This is a genomic window from Stackebrandtia nassauensis DSM 44728 (assembly GCF_000024545.1).
Taxonomy (GTDB): Bacteria; Actinomycetota; Actinomycetes; order Mycobacteriales; family Micromonosporaceae; genus Stackebrandtia; species Stackebrandtia nassauensis.
Genome location: NC_013947.1, coordinates 4,530,703 through 4,549,379 on the forward strand (window position 1 = coordinate 4,530,703; position 18,677 = coordinate 4,549,379).

The 18,677-nt window shown below is 66.9% G+C and carries 22 protein-coding genes and 1 pseudogene; 12 read left to right on the forward strand and 11 right to left on the reverse strand.

Annotation, left to right across the window (positions count from 1 at the left end; all coding sequences use genetic code 11):
* Position 1: 1 nt before the first annotated feature.
* From SNAS_RS20895 to SNAS_RS20910, 4 genes are read left to right on the forward strand one after another with little or no spacing between them, the layout of a single operon-like run.
* The gene (locus tag SNAS_RS20895; protein ID WP_013019456.1) at positions 2 to 910 is read left to right on the forward strand and encodes a hypothetical protein; all 909 of its coding nucleotides are present in this window, start codon (positions 2 to 4) and stop codon (positions 908 to 910) included.
* Entirely contained in the window at positions 907 to 3,219 is a 2,313-nt protein-coding gene (locus tag SNAS_RS20900; protein WP_013019457.1) for a hypothetical protein, read from the forward strand. The genes SNAS_RS20895 and SNAS_RS20900 overlap by 4 nt, the downstream gene beginning before the upstream one ends.
* Complete coding sequence (locus SNAS_RS20905) at positions 3,206 to 3,610, forward strand: hypothetical protein (RefSeq protein ID WP_013019458.1); 405 nt, start codon at positions 3,206 to 3,208, stop codon at positions 3,608 to 3,610. The genes SNAS_RS20900 and SNAS_RS20905 overlap by 14 nt, the downstream gene beginning before the upstream one ends.
* Before the next feature lie 15 nt (positions 3,611 to 3,625).
* The gene (locus tag SNAS_RS20910) at positions 3,626 to 3,892 is read left to right on the forward strand and encodes a hypothetical protein (RefSeq protein ID WP_013019459.1); all 267 of its coding nucleotides are present in this window, start codon (positions 3,626 to 3,628) and stop codon (positions 3,890 to 3,892) included.
* A gap of 432 nt (positions 3,893 to 4,324) precedes the next feature.
* On the opposite strand, the gene SNAS_RS20915 is transcribed toward SNAS_RS20910, so the two are convergent.
* The 6 genes from SNAS_RS20915 to SNAS_RS37230 all read right to left on the reverse strand — a co-directional run bounded on the left by SNAS_RS20915 (position 4,325) and on the right by SNAS_RS37230 (position 8,553).
* Positions 4,325 to 4,771, reverse strand: a complete 447-nt coding sequence (locus SNAS_RS20915) for a hypothetical protein (protein WP_013019460.1) — start codon at positions 4,769 to 4,771, stop codon at positions 4,325 to 4,327.
* 128 nt (positions 4,772 to 4,899) lie between these two features.
* Positions 4,900 to 5,880, reverse strand: coding sequence for a protein-L-isoaspartate O-methyltransferase family protein (locus tag SNAS_RS33070; protein WP_013019461.1), 981 nt, complete (start codon positions 5,878 to 5,880; stop codon positions 4,900 to 4,902).
* Positions 5,877 to 6,317, reverse strand: a complete 441-nt coding sequence (locus SNAS_RS20925) for a lasso peptide biosynthesis B2 protein (RefSeq protein ID WP_013019462.1) — start codon at positions 6,315 to 6,317, stop codon at positions 5,877 to 5,879. Before SNAS_RS20925 ends, SNAS_RS33070 begins: the two co-directional genes overlap by 4 nt.
* Positions 6,314 to 6,580 (reverse strand): PqqD family protein, encoded by a 267-nt coding sequence (locus tag SNAS_RS20930; protein WP_041625084.1) that lies wholly within the window; start codon positions 6,578 to 6,580, stop codon positions 6,314 to 6,316. The genes SNAS_RS20925 and SNAS_RS20930 overlap by 4 nt, the downstream gene beginning before the upstream one ends.
* A complete protein-coding gene (locus SNAS_RS20935; RefSeq protein WP_013019463.1) occupies positions 6,514 to 8,406 on the reverse strand; it encodes an albusnodin/ikarugamycin family macrolactam cyclase in 1,893 nt (630 codons plus the stop codon). Before SNAS_RS20935 ends, SNAS_RS20930 begins: the two co-directional genes overlap by 67 nt.
* Before the next feature lie 12 nt (positions 8,407 to 8,418).
* A complete protein-coding gene (locus tag SNAS_RS37230; protein WP_013019464.1) occupies positions 8,419 to 8,553 on the reverse strand; it encodes a hypothetical protein in 135 nt (44 codons plus the stop codon).
* Positions 8,554 to 8,766: 213 nt separating this feature from the next.
* On the opposite strand from SNAS_RS37230, the gene SNAS_RS34780 reads away from it, so the two are divergent.
* Entirely contained in the window at positions 8,767 to 9,960 is a 1,194-nt protein-coding gene (locus SNAS_RS34780; protein WP_013019465.1) for a helix-turn-helix domain-containing protein, read from the forward strand.
* 170 nt (positions 9,961 to 10,130) lie between these two features.
* Entirely contained in the window at positions 10,131 to 10,880 is a 750-nt protein-coding gene (locus SNAS_RS20945; protein ID WP_013019466.1) for a RodZ family helix-turn-helix domain-containing protein, read from the forward strand.
* Positions 10,881 to 11,016: 136 nt separating this feature from the next.
* Here SNAS_RS20945 and SNAS_RS20950 read toward each other — a convergent pair whose 3' ends face one another.
* Positions 11,017 to 12,111, reverse strand: a complete 1,095-nt coding sequence (locus SNAS_RS20950) for a Scr1 family TA system antitoxin-like transcriptional regulator (RefSeq protein WP_169313912.1) — start codon at positions 12,109 to 12,111, stop codon at positions 11,017 to 11,019.
* Between the two features lie 174 nt (positions 12,112 to 12,285).
* Between SNAS_RS20950 and SNAS_RS35895 the strand changes: the two genes are divergently transcribed.
* The 5 genes from SNAS_RS35895 to SNAS_RS20970 all read left to right on the forward strand — a co-directional run bounded on the left by SNAS_RS35895 (position 12,286) and on the right by SNAS_RS20970 (position 15,030).
* A complete protein-coding gene (locus SNAS_RS35895) occupies positions 12,286 to 12,474 on the forward strand; it encodes a hypothetical protein (protein WP_013019468.1) in 189 nt (62 codons plus the stop codon).
* A gap of 351 nt (positions 12,475 to 12,825) precedes the next feature.
* Positions 12,826 to 13,308 carry a hypothetical protein gene (locus SNAS_RS35325; RefSeq protein ID WP_144300586.1) on the forward strand — a complete coding sequence of 161 codons (483 nt, stop codon included), beginning with the start codon at positions 12,826 to 12,828 and terminating at the stop codon, positions 13,306 to 13,308.
* Positions 13,305 to 13,712, forward strand: a complete 408-nt coding sequence (locus SNAS_RS20960; protein ID WP_013019469.1) for a hypothetical protein — start codon at positions 13,305 to 13,307, stop codon at positions 13,710 to 13,712. Before SNAS_RS35325 ends, SNAS_RS20960 begins: the two co-directional genes overlap by 4 nt.
* Before the next feature lie 91 nt (positions 13,713 to 13,803).
* Entirely contained in the window at positions 13,804 to 14,151 is a 348-nt protein-coding gene (locus SNAS_RS20965; protein WP_013019470.1) for a hypothetical protein, read from the forward strand.
* A gap of 96 nt (positions 14,152 to 14,247) precedes the next feature.
* On the forward strand, positions 14,248 to 15,030 hold the full coding sequence (locus tag SNAS_RS20970; RefSeq protein ID WP_013019471.1) for a hypothetical protein: 783 nt from the start codon (positions 14,248 to 14,250) through the stop codon (positions 15,028 to 15,030).
* A gap of 72 nt (positions 15,031 to 15,102) precedes the next feature.
* Here the strand turns inward: SNAS_RS20970 and SNAS_RS20975 are convergent, their stop codons facing one another.
* Both SNAS_RS20975 and SNAS_RS20980 read right to left on the reverse strand, forming a co-directional pair.
* Entirely contained in the window at positions 15,103 to 15,492 is a 390-nt protein-coding gene (locus tag SNAS_RS20975) for a VOC family protein (RefSeq protein WP_013019472.1), read from the reverse strand.
* A gap of 37 nt (positions 15,493 to 15,529) precedes the next feature.
* A complete protein-coding gene (locus tag SNAS_RS20980; RefSeq protein WP_013019473.1) occupies positions 15,530 to 16,459 on the reverse strand; it encodes an aminoglycoside phosphotransferase family protein in 930 nt (309 codons plus the stop codon).
* Positions 16,460 to 16,530: 71 nt separating this feature from the next.
* Here SNAS_RS20980 and SNAS_RS37715 point away from each other — a divergent pair.
* A pseudogene (locus SNAS_RS37715) lies at positions 16,531 to 17,298 on the forward strand (SAM hydrolase/SAM-dependent halogenase family protein); the annotation flags it as partial.
* A 9-nt stretch (positions 17,299 to 17,307) separates the two neighbouring features.
* Here the strand turns inward: SNAS_RS37715 and SNAS_RS36830 are convergent.
* Both SNAS_RS36830 and SNAS_RS36835 read right to left on the reverse strand, forming a co-directional pair.
* The gene (locus tag SNAS_RS36830; protein ID WP_169313827.1) at positions 17,308 to 17,973 is read right to left on the reverse strand and encodes a hypothetical protein; all 666 of its coding nucleotides are present in this window, start codon (positions 17,971 to 17,973) and stop codon (positions 17,308 to 17,310) included.
* 53 nt (positions 17,974 to 18,026) lie between these two features.
* Positions 18,027 to 18,659 carry a hypothetical protein gene (locus tag SNAS_RS36835; protein ID WP_013019476.1) on the reverse strand — a complete coding sequence of 211 codons (633 nt, stop codon included), beginning with the start codon at positions 18,657 to 18,659 and terminating at the stop codon, positions 18,027 to 18,029.
* Positions 18,660 to 18,677 lie beyond the last annotated feature (18 nt).

Sequence of the window (18,677 nt, forward strand, 5' to 3'; positions counted from 1 at the left end):
CATGTCCACTGTCATTGATCCGTTCGCCGTGTGGCTGGGCCGCCCCGGACACCTGGTAGCGCTGCCCGACCCGTCCCCCGACGTCGAGGTGATCCGGTCGCGCGAGGTGGCCATTCACGTCGGCGTCGCCGGGGGCCGCTCGGTCGACGTCACCGGTTCCGGCCTGCGGACGTTCAAATACTCGTACTCGCGACTGACGTCCTGCGAGGCCGAGGTCATCGATGCCTTCGCAGGCGGCGACCACGGGCCCGGCCCCTACGCGTTGATAGATCCCGTCTACGCCAACCGCCTCACGGCGAACCAGGCCAGCGGCGGCACCGTGTGCGGCGACACGAGCGGGTTCGCGGTCGAAGAGTACGGCGCCATCGAAGTCGACACCCGGTGCTCGTTCACCGGTCCGTCGTCGATCCTGTGGGCGTTCAACCCCGCGAGCTTGCGGGTGCTCGCGCTGCCGTCGCGCTGGCCGAGCCTGCCCGACGGCACCCGGGCTTTTCCGGTGCTGCCGGGCGTACCGGTGCACCTGGGTGCCTGGGTGCGCCCCGATACCGCGACATGGTGCGGGTGGGTCCCGCGCTTCTACGACGTATCCGGGCAACTGGTCTCGGCCGCCACCCCCGACCCCGAGGCCGTCGGCGGCGAAACCTGGCGCCACGTCACCGCCCACGTCACCCCGCCGTCCGGCGCGGCATGGGTCGCCCCCCGGTTGGCGGCGACCACCGTGGCCCCTCGTGTCTGCGACCCGGCACGCATAAGCGTCGATTCGCTCGAAATGACTTACGGCACCGCATTGGCCGAGCGGGCACGCACCGGCACCGGGGTCCCGCAAGTCGAATTCACCGCCTGGTCGCAGACCATCCCCCACCTGGGCCACGTCGACGCACAGCTCGAACTAACGGAGGTGTGCCAGTGAGACCCACCCCGCCGAGCTTCGCCGAGGCGATCACGGCGGCGTCGCGGCACATGCACTCACGCGTGCGCCTGTGGCCGAACGGATTCCAAGGCGAACCGCTCGACGTGTCCGGCCTCGTCGAGTCCGTCAAGACAAGCCGCGAGCTCGGCGGGCAACTCCCCGAAGAGGTGCGCCTCGTCGAGGGCGCGGGCACCGTGAAAGCCGACCTCACCGTTACCGGGGCGACCGGGTTGTCGGCTGCCGCCACTTGGGCGCGCGACACCCCCGTCGGTCCGCTGGCCGGACGCGAGCGACTCGCGGTCCCGATCACGGTCGATATCGGCGTCACCGTGTCCGGCGACGGGCCGAGGTTCGCGCGGGTGTTCACCGGGGGCGTCCGCGCCGTGGCTCTCGACGGGGCGACCTCGGCGACCGTCACCGCGCTCGACGCCCGCGATACCGCCCGCGACCCGCTCACCTTCCCGCCCGTGGCCGACGACTTCGCCGGTCTGTCGTTGCACTGGTGCATCGCTTATGCGGCGCACGCGGTCGGGTTTGATGCCCAGCCCTCGCCGATGCGCGCCCATGGCGTCGACGTGGCGCGCGGGTACTGGCCGCTGGTCTATTGGCCGATGTCCGGCTCGCACGCGCCGTTCGTCAGCGGGCCCAACGCCCACACCGCCACCGTCGCCACCTGGCAGCAACCCGACCGCGACGCCGCCCTGGATACCGGCGGTTTCGTGTCAGTCCCCGCGCCATGGAATGGCCCGGCGGCGTTTGCTGGGTATTTCGGGCGGCGTCGGTGGCGCCGTATCACCGGCACCGCGTCGACATTCCTACCCGCGGACGCCCCCACCAGGCCACCGGCCACGGGAGTGAGGTTCGAGGCATGGGTGAAGTCCGAGCCCGGCACCACCACAGCACCCGGCGGCGACGCCTTCCGGCTGGGGCTGACCGACGGGCCGAGCTTGCGGCTCACCGCGACGGGGGCCGCCGTCCTCGACGTCCCCCGCGCCGACGGCCGCCGACGGATGCGGTTCGCCGCACCGCCCTTGAACCTGTTCGGGTGGCGCGCGGGCGAGTGGAACCACTTCGGCGCCCACGTCTCGACCACCCCCAAGGGACACACGGCCGTGACCTGGCGTTTCAACGGCCGAGAAATCCGGCTGTCGTATCCGGGGATTCGCGCCGCGCTGGGGACCTGCGATAACGCCGAACTCGACAGCTGGCTGAATCTGTCCAACGTGGCCATATCCCGCTGCCCGAGTTCGGCGGGGTGGCTCGACGGGCACCACTGGGCGGCAACAGCGCTCATCACCGGCGCCGACACCCCGATGCGCTGGCCGGGCGAGTTCGCCGCCGCCCCCACATGGGACCACCTCACCGCCATAGCAGACGCCACCGGCTCGGCCACTTACTTCGATCCGCACGGGCGCCTCGTGTTCACCGGGCCCCCGGCTGCGGTGCGGCTGCCCGTGGCCGAGGTGACCACCCGCGACCGCATCACGGCGCTATCGGTAGAGGACTCCCTCGACCGGGTCCGCAACCACGTCACAGTGACCGAACACGGCGGCGTCGTCAAACCACCGGGCAAAGAGCCGCTGTGGACGTTCGACGGACCACGCGCGGTCGACCCCGGCGAGGTGGCCGAGTTCGACGTTGAATTCGCCGAACCCTGCCTCGCCGCCGATTCCCGCGTGTCCGTCACCGCCGCACCCGCGCGCGGCGAATCGTGGGTGTACGTCGACTACGCCAAGACTCCCCAAGGTTCCGGGCGACCGGTTCCGGGCCGGTACGTGGTCGCCGCACTGGTCGACGTGTCCGGCACCCGCGCCACCCTCACCGTCCGCAACAAGGCGAAGCGGCGAGTGTGGGTCACCAAACCACCGAGCCCCGACACCGGCACCGCCTCGGCGACCGGCGCGAGCTCGGATGTGGCGGCGGCGGGCATCGCCGGACACAGCGTCAAAGCCTCCACAAAGAAGTACGTCGAAAAAGACGAGGCGTCGATCGCCCAATATGGCGCGTTCGCGTTCGACGACCCCGACGCGCCGTGGCGGCAATCCGGCTCGGCCGAGCGCGCCCGGCGGTTGCTGGCCGACTTGTCCCGGCCGAGGGCGACCGTCACCGGCGTTTCGATCGTCGGCGACCCCCGACTCGACCTCGGCGACGTCATCACGATTCGCGACCCCGACGGCACCCGCCTTGACGGCGCCTACGCCATCACCGCGATAGCCGACGACCACACCCCCTCATCCGGCTACACCCAGGCACTCACCGTCCACCCCGCACCACTACCCACCATTAAGGAGACACATGCCGAACGTTAAACAGATCTGGCGCACCAAGGGAATGATCGACGCCCCCACCGGCGACGAGACCCTCTCGCCTGCCAAGGCACTCACGGCGATCATGGCCGACGTCGAAACGCTTCCCGACGACGTCGAAGTGTTGAAGGCCGATCAGTCCGCAATCCGCACCGAAATCGCCTCCCTCGCCCAAAGCCTCGCCGACACCCTCGCCCCCGCGCTACTGGCGGCACTGGCCGAGGCACTCAAGACCGGCATCACCGACGACGTCCTCGTGTCCGCCGCCGAACAGGGCGTGCGCCGCGTCCTGGGCTCCCTCGACCCCGAGCCCGGACTCATCGCCCCCACCCCCAGCGCCCCGACGCCGCCCAGCCGCGACCAGGGCGTAAAGCCGACCGTGACCCGACTCTAAAAAGGAGACACCCTCTTGTCCGACTACCTCGCGTCCCTCATCCGTACCGGCATCCCCGCCGGGGTCGGCGCCGTCCTGGCATGGGCGGCGTCCAAGGGGTTCGATATCCCCGAGGCCGCCCGCACCGAGATCATCGCCGCCCTGACCGCCGCCGCCACCACCATCTACTACGCCGTGGTGCGCGCGGCCGAGAACACGTGGCCGGTCGTCGGGCGCCTGCTGGGCACCTCCCGGCAGCCTGAATACTCCGCCCCCCTCAAACTCGACAGCGACCTCGAATAGACCCGCGCAATACGGCCCGCCCCTCTGCCTCTTCCGAGGTAGCGGAGCGGGCCGCTTCCTTGCTTCTACGAACCAAATTGCCCCGCCCTTCACGGGGCCTTTTCAATCAGCAATCAGAAGAACAGACTTTTTATAGTCGAGACGATCGGAGCAACCAGACCAACGAACGTAAGCCACTTCGAAGGGGGCTTGTCCGGCGGCTGCAACGGCAAACTCCGATAGTCCAATCTGTATCTAATTCGGATCGAGATTCGCTCGCGCTTTCGGATGTACAAGAAGTTCCTTCTTCTCTAAAAAACGGATATGTCCAAATTGTTCGGAAAGAAGAGGGTTCCTTGACGCCCAGGGACGCAGTACTCATGCTATTCCGCTGTGTTACTGGCCACATAAGTCGAAAGTCCCTGTATCGCCAGCTCAACGGACGCGTACCGGCTATCGGCGCGGTTGCCGCCGCGCGGTGCGCCAAACCTCGCCGTCGGGGGCGCCGTCGGGCATCTCCGCCCAGTCAGGACGCCACCTCTCCGAGGTCGGCCGGTGGCGCTGCGACTTCGGGCTATTTTCCCATGCTCGTGGGCTTGCGGCTAGGTACCGGGCGACAGCATCGCGGGCGTCGATCTCCGTCGGATACGCGCGATGCCACGCCCGCCCGGACAGACAGATTTTCACGACGACGCGCCCGTCGTAATGCTCGGTGAGCGCGATCAATCCGCCAGCCGCCAGGCCGGGACCGACATCCTCGCGCCACATGCACAGCCACGTGTCCCACTGCACGTGTTCGCCGCGCACATGCTCACCACCCATGTCCACCACACCCGGCATCATGCCCCCGATCGCATCGCCCCACATCAGGATTTCGTACGAAGGTTCGATTATTGGCATGCGTCATCTAGGCTCGCTGCGGCTCCCCCAGATTGTCCGTGTTCTGGGTGCCGGGCCCCGCGCGGCGCCTCCCGTATCGCCTGCGCGACGCCCGCCTCGGCTGATTCCCGTTCTGCCGAGGCGGGCCCTTACTGACTGCGGCCCGTAACGGCGACAGTCCAACCGTCATCGTCGGGTGCGGTGGCGGCGGTGTAGTCGGCGAGCGTCGCATCGGCGGCGGGCAGGTCGGCGACGAGGGCGTCGCGGGTCTCGCTGGTGCCGTAGCTGAGGATGCCCTCGGGAGTGGCGACGGCGATGCTGTCGGGGGTGGCGTAGCCGATACCTCGGGTATGGCCGGTGTAGGCGGTGGCGAGCTGGTGGGGCCGCGCGGCGGCCAGCGCGGCGACCAGCACAGGAAACGATGCCGCTTCGGTGGTCATCGTGGTGGCGTGGTTCATCAGGCCGTCGAGCAATCGGGCCGCAGCGGCGCCGTTGTCGCGTACGGCGGGTGCCGACAACCACGCGGGGATGTCGCCGCCGGTGTCGGCGGTGGCGTCGAGGTAGAAGGCTGGTACGCGTTGATCGGCGGCGCTGGGGGTGAGGTCGACGAACGAACCCTCATGAACGTGGACCGTGGCGGGCTGGCCTCCGGTGACAGTCATTCGCACGGTCAGGTTGGCCATGGCGACGGGTGCGACTTTGACCGGGGTGACGATCACGCCGCCGTCGCGCATCTGACGCACCCACGGTGCCGGGATGACGCGGGGCGTGGTCCAGGCGATGAGTCGATCGAACGGCGCGGCGTCGGGTGCCCCAAGACCGCCATCGCCGCACATCACCGTCACTTGTGGCGTGTCGGCGAGTTTAGTCTCGGCGCGGGCGGCGACGGCCGGATCGACTTCGACCGATACCACCGCGCCGGTGGGCCCGACGACAGTTGCGGCGATCTTCGTCGAGTAGCCGCTACCGGTGCCGACCTCACACACCCGATGGCCGTTTTGGATATCGGCCAGTCGCAACAGGCTTTCGATGATGGCCGGGGCGCTGGATTGCGGTAGGGGTCGCCCATCGGGTTCGTTCACGTACTGGTCGGTGTCGACAGCGGTAATGGCTTCGGCGAGCGTTGTCACGTGGTCGTCCCCTCGTGGTGGTGCGTGGTGAATAGAACATTGTAGGTAGTTGTGGGGTCGGCGGGTTCGCCCACGGGGCGCCCGTCGACTTGTATCCACGCATGCAAGGCGACGGGCTGGGTTTTGATGCCGTGGCACCATTCGACTCGCCTGCGGCGCAACCGCAGCAGCACGACGGCGGCGATGGACCGCTCAAGACAAGCCGCACGCACTGGCACCCACCGACAGGCGGCATCGATGGCGGCCAGCACGGTCACGGCCTGGCGCTCGCTCGCAGGACGCACCGCCGGGCGACTGAGTCGGCGGGCGATGCTGCGGGTGCGGTGGAAGGCGATCAGCCGCACGGCGATGGAAACGGCGAACATGACCGCAACGGCAGCCAGGCGCAACAGCCAAGACACACGGGAGCCGGTTGTGGTGGACATGATCGCCGTCATGACGCACCGCCGGTCATCACGCCGTAGTCGACAAGGGTGGCGGTGAAGTCGTCGAGGTCGGCGGCGATGGTCGTCGTTGAGACGTCGAAATGTTCAGCCAGGACGGTCACGGCGGTATCGCGCTCGTGTTCGGACAGTGCCTTGACAAACGCGGCGGCGACCGCGTCGAGGTGGACGACATCGCCGCCGGTGGGTGTTACGAGTGCGGCGCCGCCGTCGGGTAGGTCGGTGTAGCAGGTGCCAGGCGCGAGGACGGGTCGCATGGTAGGTACTCCATTTCGGATGCGGTGAGAATCGACCAGGTGACCGGCGTCGAGGACTGGCGTAGCCACGCCTCGGCGGCCAAGAACCGGGCCAGCGCGGGGACAGGTGCTTTGATGCCGACAGCGGCGGTGGAAAGGGTGCGACGGATGGGGTCACGGTCGACGAGTCCGGCGGCGGCGAGGCGGCTGGATTCGACCAGGTCGCGAAGTTGCTCGACGGCATCGGCGAGACCCCGGTACGCCAACGAGGTGTAATCGCCCTTCGTGGACCGCTGGTGTATTGCTGCGGGTAGCCAGGGCGCGGCGGCGTCGGCGAGCGCGGGTTTTTGACGTAGCGGCGAATGGCGGTGATACGCGGGAACCGCGAGGAACGCGGCGGCGACGTCGGCGTCGAGAAACGGCGCGGCCAAACCGAACCCGTGAGCCGTTGCGAGGTCGACCTCGCAACGATGCGCGGCGGCGGATTCGCGGATCATGCCCAGCGCGACCGCATCCGACCCCGACAGGCCGGTCTGGCTCGGGCCGGGATCGGCTGCTAGGGCCTCAGCCAGGACGCCGCGCCCATCCCTGGTCAGCCACGCGGCCACCGGTGACGGTTCTATGTAGGCGACGTGGTCACTCCACACCGGGGCCGAACGAGTGAGGGCCGGGGCGCGGAGTGCGGCGAGGTGCTCGGCGAGTTGCCGAGCTGGGCCGTGCTGGGCGGTGCGGGCGGCGTTGATCAGGAGACGGGCGAGCGGCTGGTGCCGCAACTTGGCCCATCCGGCGGCGTGCCTCCACAGGGTTCGCCATTGTCGATCGGCGGCGAGGTCGGCTAGGTAGCACGGTGGAGCGAGGACGACGGCATCGGCGCCGCTGCCGGTCAAGTGCACGCCGGTGCCGAAATCACCGATTCGCTCGAACCACCACGACAAGCGGGCGTGATTGACCATGTCGGAAAACGGTTCGTCGGTGGCCGGAGCGCGCGTCATGGCCGTGAAAGGGTCGACCTCATCGTCGAGGTTCCATTCATGATGGACAGTCCCGAACGACTCGGCGGCGATGCGGGCGTACGCCACGTCGTCGCAGGCTTGGCCGGGCGGTACCAAGGTCGCTGTCGTGACGGTGGTGGACGCGGCGGCGATACCAGTCACGGAGGTGGAATCAAACCCGCCCGACAAGTCCGCCGACACCGACTGTCCGGCCGTCCGTTCGGTCACAGCGGTACGCAACCGTTCCCGCAGCACCTCGACATGCTCGCCCCCTCGATACTCGGGAATCGCCAACGGTTGGGCCGCTTGCCTTACCGACCCGTCGGCGTCGACGATCAGCGCTCGGCCGGGGCCGATACGCGAGATACGCGACCACGGCGAAGCGTTCAGATGCGACGGGCGTCCGGCTGGGGAAGCCAGCCACGACACCAGCCAATCGAGTTCGCGGCACCCGCCGACCAGACTCGCCAACACCGCGCCGTGCGAAGCGAACACCACGCCGTGCTCGGTCAGCGTGTAGAACACCGGGGCGTTGCCGACCGGGTCGGGACACACGACGCTGACCGAGGGACTGTGGACGACAACGGCGCCATTGATGGCCAGCGGGGCGACTGTTCGCGGGTCGAAAGTGGTAGTGAAGCGGGCGGCAGCCTCGGCCAGCGCCCCGCGTTCGGGGATGCGGTCGCCCCAGGCCACCGCCCGCCAATCGGGGCCGGTGATTGTCCGTGCTGACGTAGCCCCCAACGACCAGATCGCGAAGCGATCACCCCGGCTCACCAACCGCGCCCCATCGAGGCGATGGACCACGGTGGTACCGGGAACGGCGATGTGTCCCACCATCACGCGCACAGACATCACAACCCCCGTTTAGTAGTAGTACTGGCGGCTGTCGTGAGTGTCGTTGTACTGCCCGCCGTTGGTCAGCTTCACCGCGTCGCCCAGCAGCGTCACGGTCGGGCGGGCGTAACGGGTGCGCCGCGCGGGCGTTTTCTTGGTGTTCATGGTGTCGACCTCCATCGATCGGAACTGATCGCCGGATATCCGGCACCCTTGACGCTATGGCTGATCCGGTGCTGTGAGGTGTCCCGTGGTGTCCCAGCCACACACCGACACCCCTCCGGAAGTAGGACGCGACGTCCCACCCAATGCCCTGCGAGGTTTGGTATGCACGGGCAAGGCCGTAACGTGGAAGGCAGCACACCAAAAGGGGCAGGCATGGCAGACACGACACCCGGCAAGGTGATCCGCGGGGGCCGACAACGCCGTCGCATGACACAGGCCGCACTCGCCGAGTCCGCGGGCGTGTCCATCGACCTGGTTCGCAAACTGGAACAGGGACAGCGGAACTCCGCGCGCATAGATTCGCTGATGGCCATTGCCAACGCACTCGACATGCCCGTCGGCGACCTCATCGGCAAACCACGCGGTTTGACCGTCGGCGCCGAAAACGGCGAGGTTCTGCACTTGCGCCGCGCGATCCTCGGCATCACCCCGCACAGCGGCGAACCGCCCAGCCTTGCCGATCTTCGCGCCCAACTGGGCGAGTTGTGGGACATGTATTGGCACGGCCGTTACGCCGTCCTGGCGCGCAGCCTGCCCGGCCACATCACCGCCGCCCGCGCGCTCGCGCACTCGGCGAGCGGCACCGTCGCCCGGCACGCGCACACCGGAATCGCCGAAGCTCTGCAACTGACCGCATCGCTGCTAACCCACCTCGCTCACGAAGACCTTGCCCAGCTCGCACTCACCCACGCCACCGCCGCCGCCGACGCTGCCGACGACCCTCTACTCGTCGCCTCGATGCAAGCCACCCGCACATGGGTGCTGACCCGGCAAGGTCTGTGGAGCGAGGCCGAAACCATCGCCGCCACCACCGCCGACGAGGTCGAACCGAAACTATCCACCGGGACTGTTGACCAGCTCGCCGTATGGGGCGAACTGTTGCGATACACCGCCTTGAGTCTCACTCGCGCCGGACGCCACACCGAGGCCACCGACGCCCAGCAGCTACTCGACGCCGCCGCCGCCCGCATGGGTAGCGACCGCGCATCGAAGTACACCGGTATCGCGTTCGGACCCACCGTCGCAGCCATGCGCGCCGTCGACGCCGCCGTCGCCGCCGACAAACCCCGCCACGCCCTCGACCTCGCCCGCCGTGTCACCACCCCCGACGCCGTCCCACCCGCGATGCACGCCCGATACCTGCTGACCGTCGCCTACGCCCAAACCCTCGACTGGCGCAACACCGACGCCGTCAACACCATCCGGCACGCCGAATCCATCACCCCCGAACTTTTGCCGCACCAAACCCTCGCCCGCGTCCTTGTCGCCGAGCTACTGCCACGCCGCCGCACCCAACGCCTACCCGGTCTCGTGCCGCTGGCCCAACGCATCGGCGTCACCGGCTGACCCCATTGGTAGGCACTCCCGAGTTCGTGCCACACCAGACAGCGCTAAAGGGACGTAGCGGCGCGTCTGTATAGTCTTGGGCCACAACAGAAAACGAAGCGGCCCCGGTCGGTGTTGGTAGCACCTCCCAGGGCCTCGCAAAAATCGGAACTGTATAGGAGTCCCGAAAGATGCGTCACCCCAACGCTAACACCAGTGCCCGCACGGTCTTTCTAGCCATCGGCAAATGGACGGCCCTTGTCGCCGCCGCGTTCCTCACCGCCAAGGGCGAGCACGAGCTCGCGCTACTCATCGGCATTCACGACCCGTACGCCTGGCTGTTCCCCGTCGCCCTCGACGTATACGCCGCCGTCGCATTCGCCACCCACGCCAACCGCGAGGCCAACATCGCCCTCGCCCTCATGGTCGTGTGCCAGTCCATCACCCACATTCAAAGCGCCGGGCCCGACAACCTGTGGTCCGTCGTCCTGACCGTCGCCGTGTCGGCGGTACCCCCGATCATCTGTCAACGCGTACACCACCTCGGCACCAACACCAGCGACGAAACCAAACCCGCACCACAGCCCGCCGCCAAGACCGTCGACCCCGAACCCGTCGCCGTTACGGTGCCAGCGCTGACCGCCCACCCGCTGCCGTGGCCAACCGCCCGCGCCGAAACCGTCCTCGCCGAGATCGCCGCCGCAACCCAGACCACAACTAACCCAGCGGCGACCACCGGAACGACTCGACGCCCGGCCAAACGCGCGCCACGCAAGACACGCGAGCAACGCCTTGCCGACCTCCGCGCCATCATCACCGCCCGCCCCACCGTCGACCAAACCGACGCCGCCCGGCACATGGGAGTCAGCGAGCGCTACGTACGAAATCTCTTCCCCGGCTCGTGGGATGACTTCCGGGCCACTGTCGCCGCCACTGGCTAGATACTCAAACCGGCCCGCCACCTCGTAAAAAGGTGTGCGGGCCGATTGCTGCCTGTAAACGTGCGCACGGCATAAAAACAGGGCGATAGCCCCCTATGGAGAGGGGCCACGCCCGCGCATGGTTTATTCGCGCGAGTTAGCCGGTCTTGTCGTTGTTGGCGATTGCAAGAAGAAAGTTCTTCCACTCGGTACTTGAGACTGAGAGTGTGGGGAACGTTCCTGTAGTGTCGAGCTTGGAGTCACGCACGTAGACTGACTCGACTAGGGCAACCTCCACGCAGTTGCCGTTGGCTTGGGTTCGTCTGCCCTTGCGCCATCGGGCACGGGCCAGGTCGTCACCTTGCGCGGCCATCCCGCGCCTCCTTCCGTTGTTTGCAAAGTGGCATAACTCTTTTGATGCCTCTCGAATGAGCCTGTCGGACGCCGCAGGGCTCAAAGCCTCGGCGAGAAGACGCTCGAAAACCATCTTATAGCGCTCCAACTCGCCAAGATCTTCGAGATAAAGCGCGCTGGTGAGCCCTTCGAGGTAAACGATGTCAGGATCGTCGTCAAACCCGAGGATTACGAACGGACCAGCCATCCCAGGGTGCGCACCTGCGGAAAACGGGAGAACTTGAATCGTGATGTTGGGCTCGCGCTGAAGTTGCAGTAGATATTCAAGCTGTGCCCGTAGAACTTTCATTCCGCCGACCTGATATCGCAGCGCAGCTTCTCCGAGGATGGCCCAAACGCTGAGTTTCGGGTCTTCTTTGAGCCGATCTTGACGGCTCGCCCTCAACTTCACCCGCTTTTCGATGTCTTCCGCCGTCGCGCCGGGAAGCTGCGCCGAAATCAACGCCCGAGCGTAGTCTTCGGTCTCTAGGAGACCGGGGACGGTGTCAAGTTCGTACGTTCGGGTTTCGTTCGCCTCTGTCTCAAACCCAATGAAGTCCGCATACTCGCTGGACAGGATGTCCTTGTATGCCTGCCACCAGCCCCGTTGCTTTGCCTCTCGCGTGAGCTGTAGTAGCTCTTCTTGTCGGGCTTCGGGCACCCCGTACAGCCGCAGCAAAGATTCAACGTACGGCAGTTTCACGGCTGCGACGCCGGTCTCAATCCTCGACAGGCTGGTGTGGTTGATGTCCAGATGTTCGGCCGCTTTCTCAAGAGTGATGCCGGAATCCTTGCGGAGCTGACGAAGCGCGCGCACCAAGCGACGCTTGCGAACGGTCAGGCTCTTACGTGCTGTCATGCGCTCATTGTGCCGCATCAACTCACAGTACGAAAATCTAACCACGCCCAAACGAAAGACGCACATTGCGTTTCTTGATTCTGTGTGACAGGATGTGACCGATCGCAAGTCGTATACATCACAGTGCGAGGTGACCATGTCCAGTCTCCGAATCCCCGATGAGGGGGCCGAGTCATGACGCGCGAGGAATCCCGCACCGTGCAGGAAACGCACCGCAAGGGACCGGATGGGATGTGCACCGGTTTCAAGTACGAGGAGGGGCCGGACGGGGAACGTACGCGCCGCAAGTGCGGTCAGCCGTACCCGTGTGACGAGCTGACCGAGGCGCTCGGCGTGATCGGCGGGACGGTCGCGGCGACATGAACCAACAGCACCACCACAGACCAGACCGTCTCGCAGGTGGGGGCGCGACGGTTGGCACCGTGCACACACCCAGTTGTGCTGACCCGCAGCGACTCGACGGCGTCCCCAATGACCGTCACCGGTCGCTGTCTCGGCGCTGTGCACGGTGGGGTGGGAGCGGGACACCAGCATGCAGGAAACCTCGACCGGGGTCCTGTTGTCCCGCTCTCACCCGAACCCCAAAGACTTCCGCGCCATCGATCGCGCGAGATACCCACAACTGAATAAGTCCAAAAAGGAAACGGCAGCCCTCCGGTGCGTTTGGAGACTCCCCGGCTGACTGCCTACATCAACAGAAGGAGCTAGCTTCTGATGACGATCGAAACGATACTTTCCCGCTTGCACCCCGCGCAAGCCTTTCGGGTGCGACGGGAACACATCCCGGACGACCGATGGCGGCTGGTGAGCCGATGCGTCACCTGTGATGAGCCGTGGTATCGGCTTCTCGGGCTGGTGCAATTCGGGTGTAGTGCGCGGCGCGCCGCCGAGCGGACGCTTTCCGACTACCGTCCGGAACCGGCGACGTTTTTCGAGGCGGTGACGGTTAACCTGTCGCCGCCGTGGCCGGTAGTGCGCGATACCGCTCCGGCAGCGCCGCCGATGCGTGCGGCAACGGCTGACCCGATGTGCGGCCCTCGGCCGCATACTGGTGACGGGCACACCAGCGACACCGCGACCGGCGGCCACGTCTGGGCGGGGGCGTTTGGGGGCTATCGCCGAGGCGGCCCGCACTCCCGGCCAGGCGCCGACGCGACGGACACGACTGTCGAACTTCCCGTGTTGGTGGCGTCATGACCGTGACACCCATCGTTCCCTCGCTCGACGCCGCCGCTAAGCGAGACCATGCCCGGTTCGGGCAAGTGTTTCTGCTGTCCGGGCTGGCTTGCGCCCAGTTGGACTGCACCGCGCTCGCCGAGGATCATCCGATGGCGCCCGCTTGGGATAGCAAAGGTCAGCGCGTCTACCAGTGCGCCAAGGAATGCCGCCGTCATTCAGTGCTCGTGGAGACGGCGGACGACTCGGCGTGGTTCGCCTTCTGCGCAGCGACGAACACCGCCCCACATGAAATCACCGACCGTCGTCAACAGCGTGAACTACTGGTAGCGAACGTGACGCATGTGTGGCTCACTTGCTACCCCGACGCCGACCCGGTTACCGCCATCAGTTGGGGAAGCTTTCCCGCCGTAAATCCCACCTAGACCCCGCCGCGCCCGGCTTCCCATGTCGCCGTTTTCACCGGCCGGGCGCGGCGGACCCTCGTCACCTCACCGACATAAAGGACTATCCCCTTTGGGAAATACTGACCTCGTCGTGCTCCCGGCCGCCGACGTTGCCCCCGATACCCCGGCGTCCGTGTGCTGCCACCCCGACAACACATGCCCGTCGGTGCTGTGGCCCGCCATTCGAAACGCGGTCGACCCGGCGCCGAACATCTTCGAATCCGGGCAGTGGCCCCCAATCCTCAAAACGCCGACGCCAGCGCCCCGCCCCTACGTCCCCGAGGACACGAGGCCAACCGGGGCGCTACGCCAGGCGTGGGAAGCCACCGCTACCGATACCTACATGTGGGGCTTCGCGACGGGATTCCTTCTCGGCGCCGCCAGCCTCGCGGCGATCCTCGCCCACCTCGCCACCTAGACCCCGCCGCGCCCTGACGGTCCCACTTCCCCCGGCGACCGCCAGGGCGCGACGGCTTTCCATTCACGTTTCATCAACAAGGAGGCACCACTCGCAGTGACCAAAACCGATGAAAGCTTTCGCATCCTGAACCACGAAATCGAAGTAGCCGAAATCATGGCCGCCGCAGCAGCCTTCACCGTTCACCGCCGAAGTCAAATCGTGGTCGCAAAATCACGCCCCGAGCAAGAAGCCGAACAGTTGCCCGCCATCGCCCGCTACACCGACCACGCGCACCAAACGATCTTGGCTGCCCGCACCGCGATCCGGGACCGATACAGCCCCACCTCAACTGTCCGCCTCACGACGCCGCAACTCCCCGAAAACACGTTTCACAGCGGTACACCCCGGCGGCGACAAGTCACGCGCGCATTGACTGTCACGCTTAACAGACTGTGGGACATTGTCGGATTCGTCTATGACGTGATCAACCAGCCACAAGTACCGCGTACCGACGAACTCGCTGACCTCGTGTACTTCCACACCTTCGCCGCCTGCGGCCAATGGTCTATTGCTCATCGCGCCTACCAGCGCGCCACCCGCCGACGCCGCCCGAGACTCAACAGCGAAGAGTTTGACCTACAGACTGCCGGAATCGCCTTCGCGCTGAAGGGCCGAATCCCTGATCCGGTGTGGCAAGGGTTCGCCGAGGTGATGGACGGCGGCGAGTATTGCCTAATCCTTGAGGACATCGTAGGCGTCTTGATAGACAACAAACTACCAGTGACCATAGTGGAATACGACACCCTCGTGAGTCTGCTCCACTACATCGAACTTCCCAACTACCGCCCAGCGCTCGCCGAGAGGCTTACTGTCAGCCCGATCCACGACATCCTGTAGAGCCCTCACGCCGTCGCGTCCACTCAGGCGCGGCGGCATTCGTATCCCTAAAGGACTCCCCCAGTTAATCCCCTACGCCCGCTCGGCGGCGCTGCGCTCAACGCAGAACAGATTGCCTTCCGGGTCGGCCATCGTCACCCAGCCCGTACCGTCGGGCTTTCGGTGGTCCTCGTACCCGGCAGCGCCAATCCCCTTCAGCCGTTCGACTTCCTCGTCGCGGGTGCGGTCGGTGGGTATGACGTCGAGATGGATGCGGCGCCCGGTTCTTGGTTCACTGTGTTTCCCCTCGGGCACCTGGATGAACAGCATTCCCGGCATCGGGGCGGGCGCCTCGAGCAGCACCTCCGCGTCGCCGGGTTCGTCCTGGTCCGAGATCGGCCAGCCGGTCACCTCACTCCAGAAACGTGCCAGCTCGTAGGCGTTGGCACAGTCGACGGTGATGTGCCTGACGGTCGCGACCACGGGATCTCCTTTTGTGAATGTGTTAGCCGCCGGAAGGTTAACGCAGTGCCTCGGCGATGGCCACCTCGCTGGCGACGCGCTCCGGCAGCTCGTCGTCGACGGCCCAGGCCGCGTTCTCCATCGCGCGCAGGAACGCCCAGGCGCGGGCGCGTTCGGGGGCGACGCCCAGGCCCTCGGCGGTGCGGGCCACGACCTGGCAGGCGAACCCGGCCTCGGGCCGGTGATGGATCTGTTTGTCGATGAAGAAACCGGCGTCGAAGGCCCGCTCCCCCAGCAGCGGCTTGGGATCGATGAGCAGCCACGGTTCCCGTTGTGCCGCCACGATGTTGCCCAGGTGGGTGTCGCGGTTGACGATGCCCTCGGGCCCGTCGGGCTTGGCCAGTTCGCGGCACAGGTCGACCGCCTGCGCCACCAGGTGGGCGGGCAGCTCACCGTCGGCGTTGGCGGGGATCTCGGACTCCCAGACGGCCACCAGGTCGCGCACCAGCGGCAGCGAGGGGTAGCCCGGGGTCGCGACGGGTTCGCGCCACAGCCTGCGATATAGGGCGCTGGCGATGTCGATCTTGTCGGCGTTCTCCGGGCTGCCCTCCAGGACGACGCCCTCGTAGGACTGTTGGACCAGTGGCGACCCCGGGGTGGCCAGTTCCATCAGCATCGCGCCGGTGCCGGGGTCGTAGTCGTACAGTTTGACGGCACCCTCACCGTTGTAGTGGTGCAGGGCGGTGGCCTCGGCCCGGTTCTCCTCGTCGACAACGGTGAGTTTCAGCACGGCGGACGAGCCGTCGGCGCGCCGCACCGGCGCCACGTAGGAGTGGGTGCCGCCGGTGAACGCCTCGCCGGTGATCTCCAGGTCCCAGGCGTCGCAGCGATCGGCGATCAGGTCGGGCAGCGCCGCCAGCCAGCGTTCGCCCGCCTCCTCGAAGATGTCGCGAATCAGCTCGGCCACGGGTTCGGGAACAGTGCGCACCGCACGAGTATGAACCGTGGTGCCCGACCGGTCCAGCGCATATCGCGTGGGTTTCGTGACAGGCTTGCGGCATGGACGCGGTAATGAGCCTGACCACCGACTATGGACTCGACGACGGTTTCGTGGCGGTGTGCCACGGGGTCGCCGCCGCCCGGGTTCCCGACGTGCGCCTCATCGACGTCTCGCACGCGATCCCGCCCGGCGACATCCGGCGCGGCGCGGTCGTGATGGCGCAGACCCTGCCGTACCTGCCCGCCGGGGTGCACGTCGGCGTCGTCGACCCCGGCGTGGGCACCACCAGGCGACCGGTGGCGATCGAGGCCGGTGACAGCGTGCTGGTGGGCCCCGACAACGGTCTGCTGGGCTGGGCGGCCGAGGCACTGGGCGGGGCGCGACGCGCGATCGCCCTGACCAACGCCGAACTGCACCGCCATCCCACCTCGCACACCTTCCACGGCCGTGACATCTTCGTGCCGGTGGCGGCGGCGTTCCTGTCGGGCGTGGCGCTGGACGACGCGGGCGACCCCGTCAAACTATCCACTCTAGAGCGACTTCCGCGACCATCGGTCACCACCGACGACCAGGGACTCGCCGCCGACGTGCTCGCGGTCGACCACTTCGGAAACGTCCAGTTGGCGGCCGACGGCGGCCTGCTCGGCGAATACGGCGAGAACTTCCAGGTAGGACAGTTCCGCGCGACCCGGGGCGACATGTTCGCCGCCGCCGAACCCGGCGAACTGGTGGTGCTGGCCGACTCGGCCGGAAAAGTCGCACTGGCCGTCAACGGCGGCTCGGCCGCCGCCCTGCTGAACCTGAAACCGGGCGACACCGTCCGGCTCGAAGTCGCCTTAGCTGCCCGTCAGCGGATTCCAGTCCCGCTCGTACTCCCCCAGCCACAGCTGCGGCGCGTAGTGGGTCACCATCCGCTGCAACTCCTTGCGAACCCCCGACACCGGAAGGAAGTAACGCAGCCGCTGCTTCGGCAGGTCCGGGTGCGGCGGCTCGTCGGTCACCAACCACGCGCGCAACAGTTGCGCATGTGGATGGTCGTCGAGCACCGACTCCCGCAGGTACGCCTCGAAGGCGAACGCCCGCCGAATCTCCCCCGCGCTGGACTGAGCGTGGGGCTGCGGCGCGATCTTGTAACTGGTACCGACTCCGGCCAGATCCTGCCAGGTGGTGAGCGTCGCGTTGCGACGGTGCACCCACCACACCCCGTTCATGTCAACGGCGATCGCGGGCTGACTGTGACTGCGCCTGGGCAGGGTCACCAACGCCAGCACCGCGGCGACGGTCAGCAGAGTGCCCGCGACACTCACGACCACACCGATGGTGAACGCGCTGTCAGCGGGCTTGAAGTCCCCCGAAACCAGTACGTAGCTGGAGAACCCCGCCAAGGTTCCACACAGGATCGTCATCAGTATGAACTGAAGCCGATGTTCGCGGGTGCCATGCCGGGCCCACACCGCGTCGGATCTCGGTGCCCTGAACGGCATTTGGGGGTGTTTGCGCACGGACGTCACTTTAGCGGTGGCACTCGCGGGCCATGCACGCGGAAAGTCCTCCGTCACTGTCGCAGACCGAGCCATCGCCGCGCGTCGTGTTCCCGCACCGCGTTCGCGAATTCCTCCATCATCACCGGGGCTACTTCGCCGAAGCGCAAACGGATCCGGGGCATGTGCGGATGCGCCGCCTCCTCCTCGACTCCCCAGAGTTCGGCCAGGTGGCGATGCCGCGCCCGCGTCATCTGGTGCAAGTAGACCTCGACGTGAAGATCACGCTGGTGCGGACTGTACAACGAGAACCGGGTCCACGGGACCTTGACGAAGCCGCAGCCGACGCCAGCGATGTCCGGCCACGCCAGCAGGCTCGCCTCGTCACGGTCGACCCACCAGATCCCGTGCTCGTCCACCGCGAAACCCAACCGTCGCCGTTTCAGGTACGGACGGATCAACCTCAGGTACAGCCCGAGCGCCAGTAGCACGCAGAACCCCAGGACGAACGCGAAATACCCGTCGCCGGATTCGGCACGCTCCGAAACTTCCGCGAATCCGCCCGACGACCCCAGCATCAGCGCGCTGACGACCACCATGGCCCCGATCATCACGGCGCCCACGACGAACCCCGTGCGATCGTCGCGGGCCACGAGCCCGATCCACGACGCGTCGGGATGCGGCTGGGCGGGGCGGGAGCGGTTCACGCACCCACGGTATAGCCG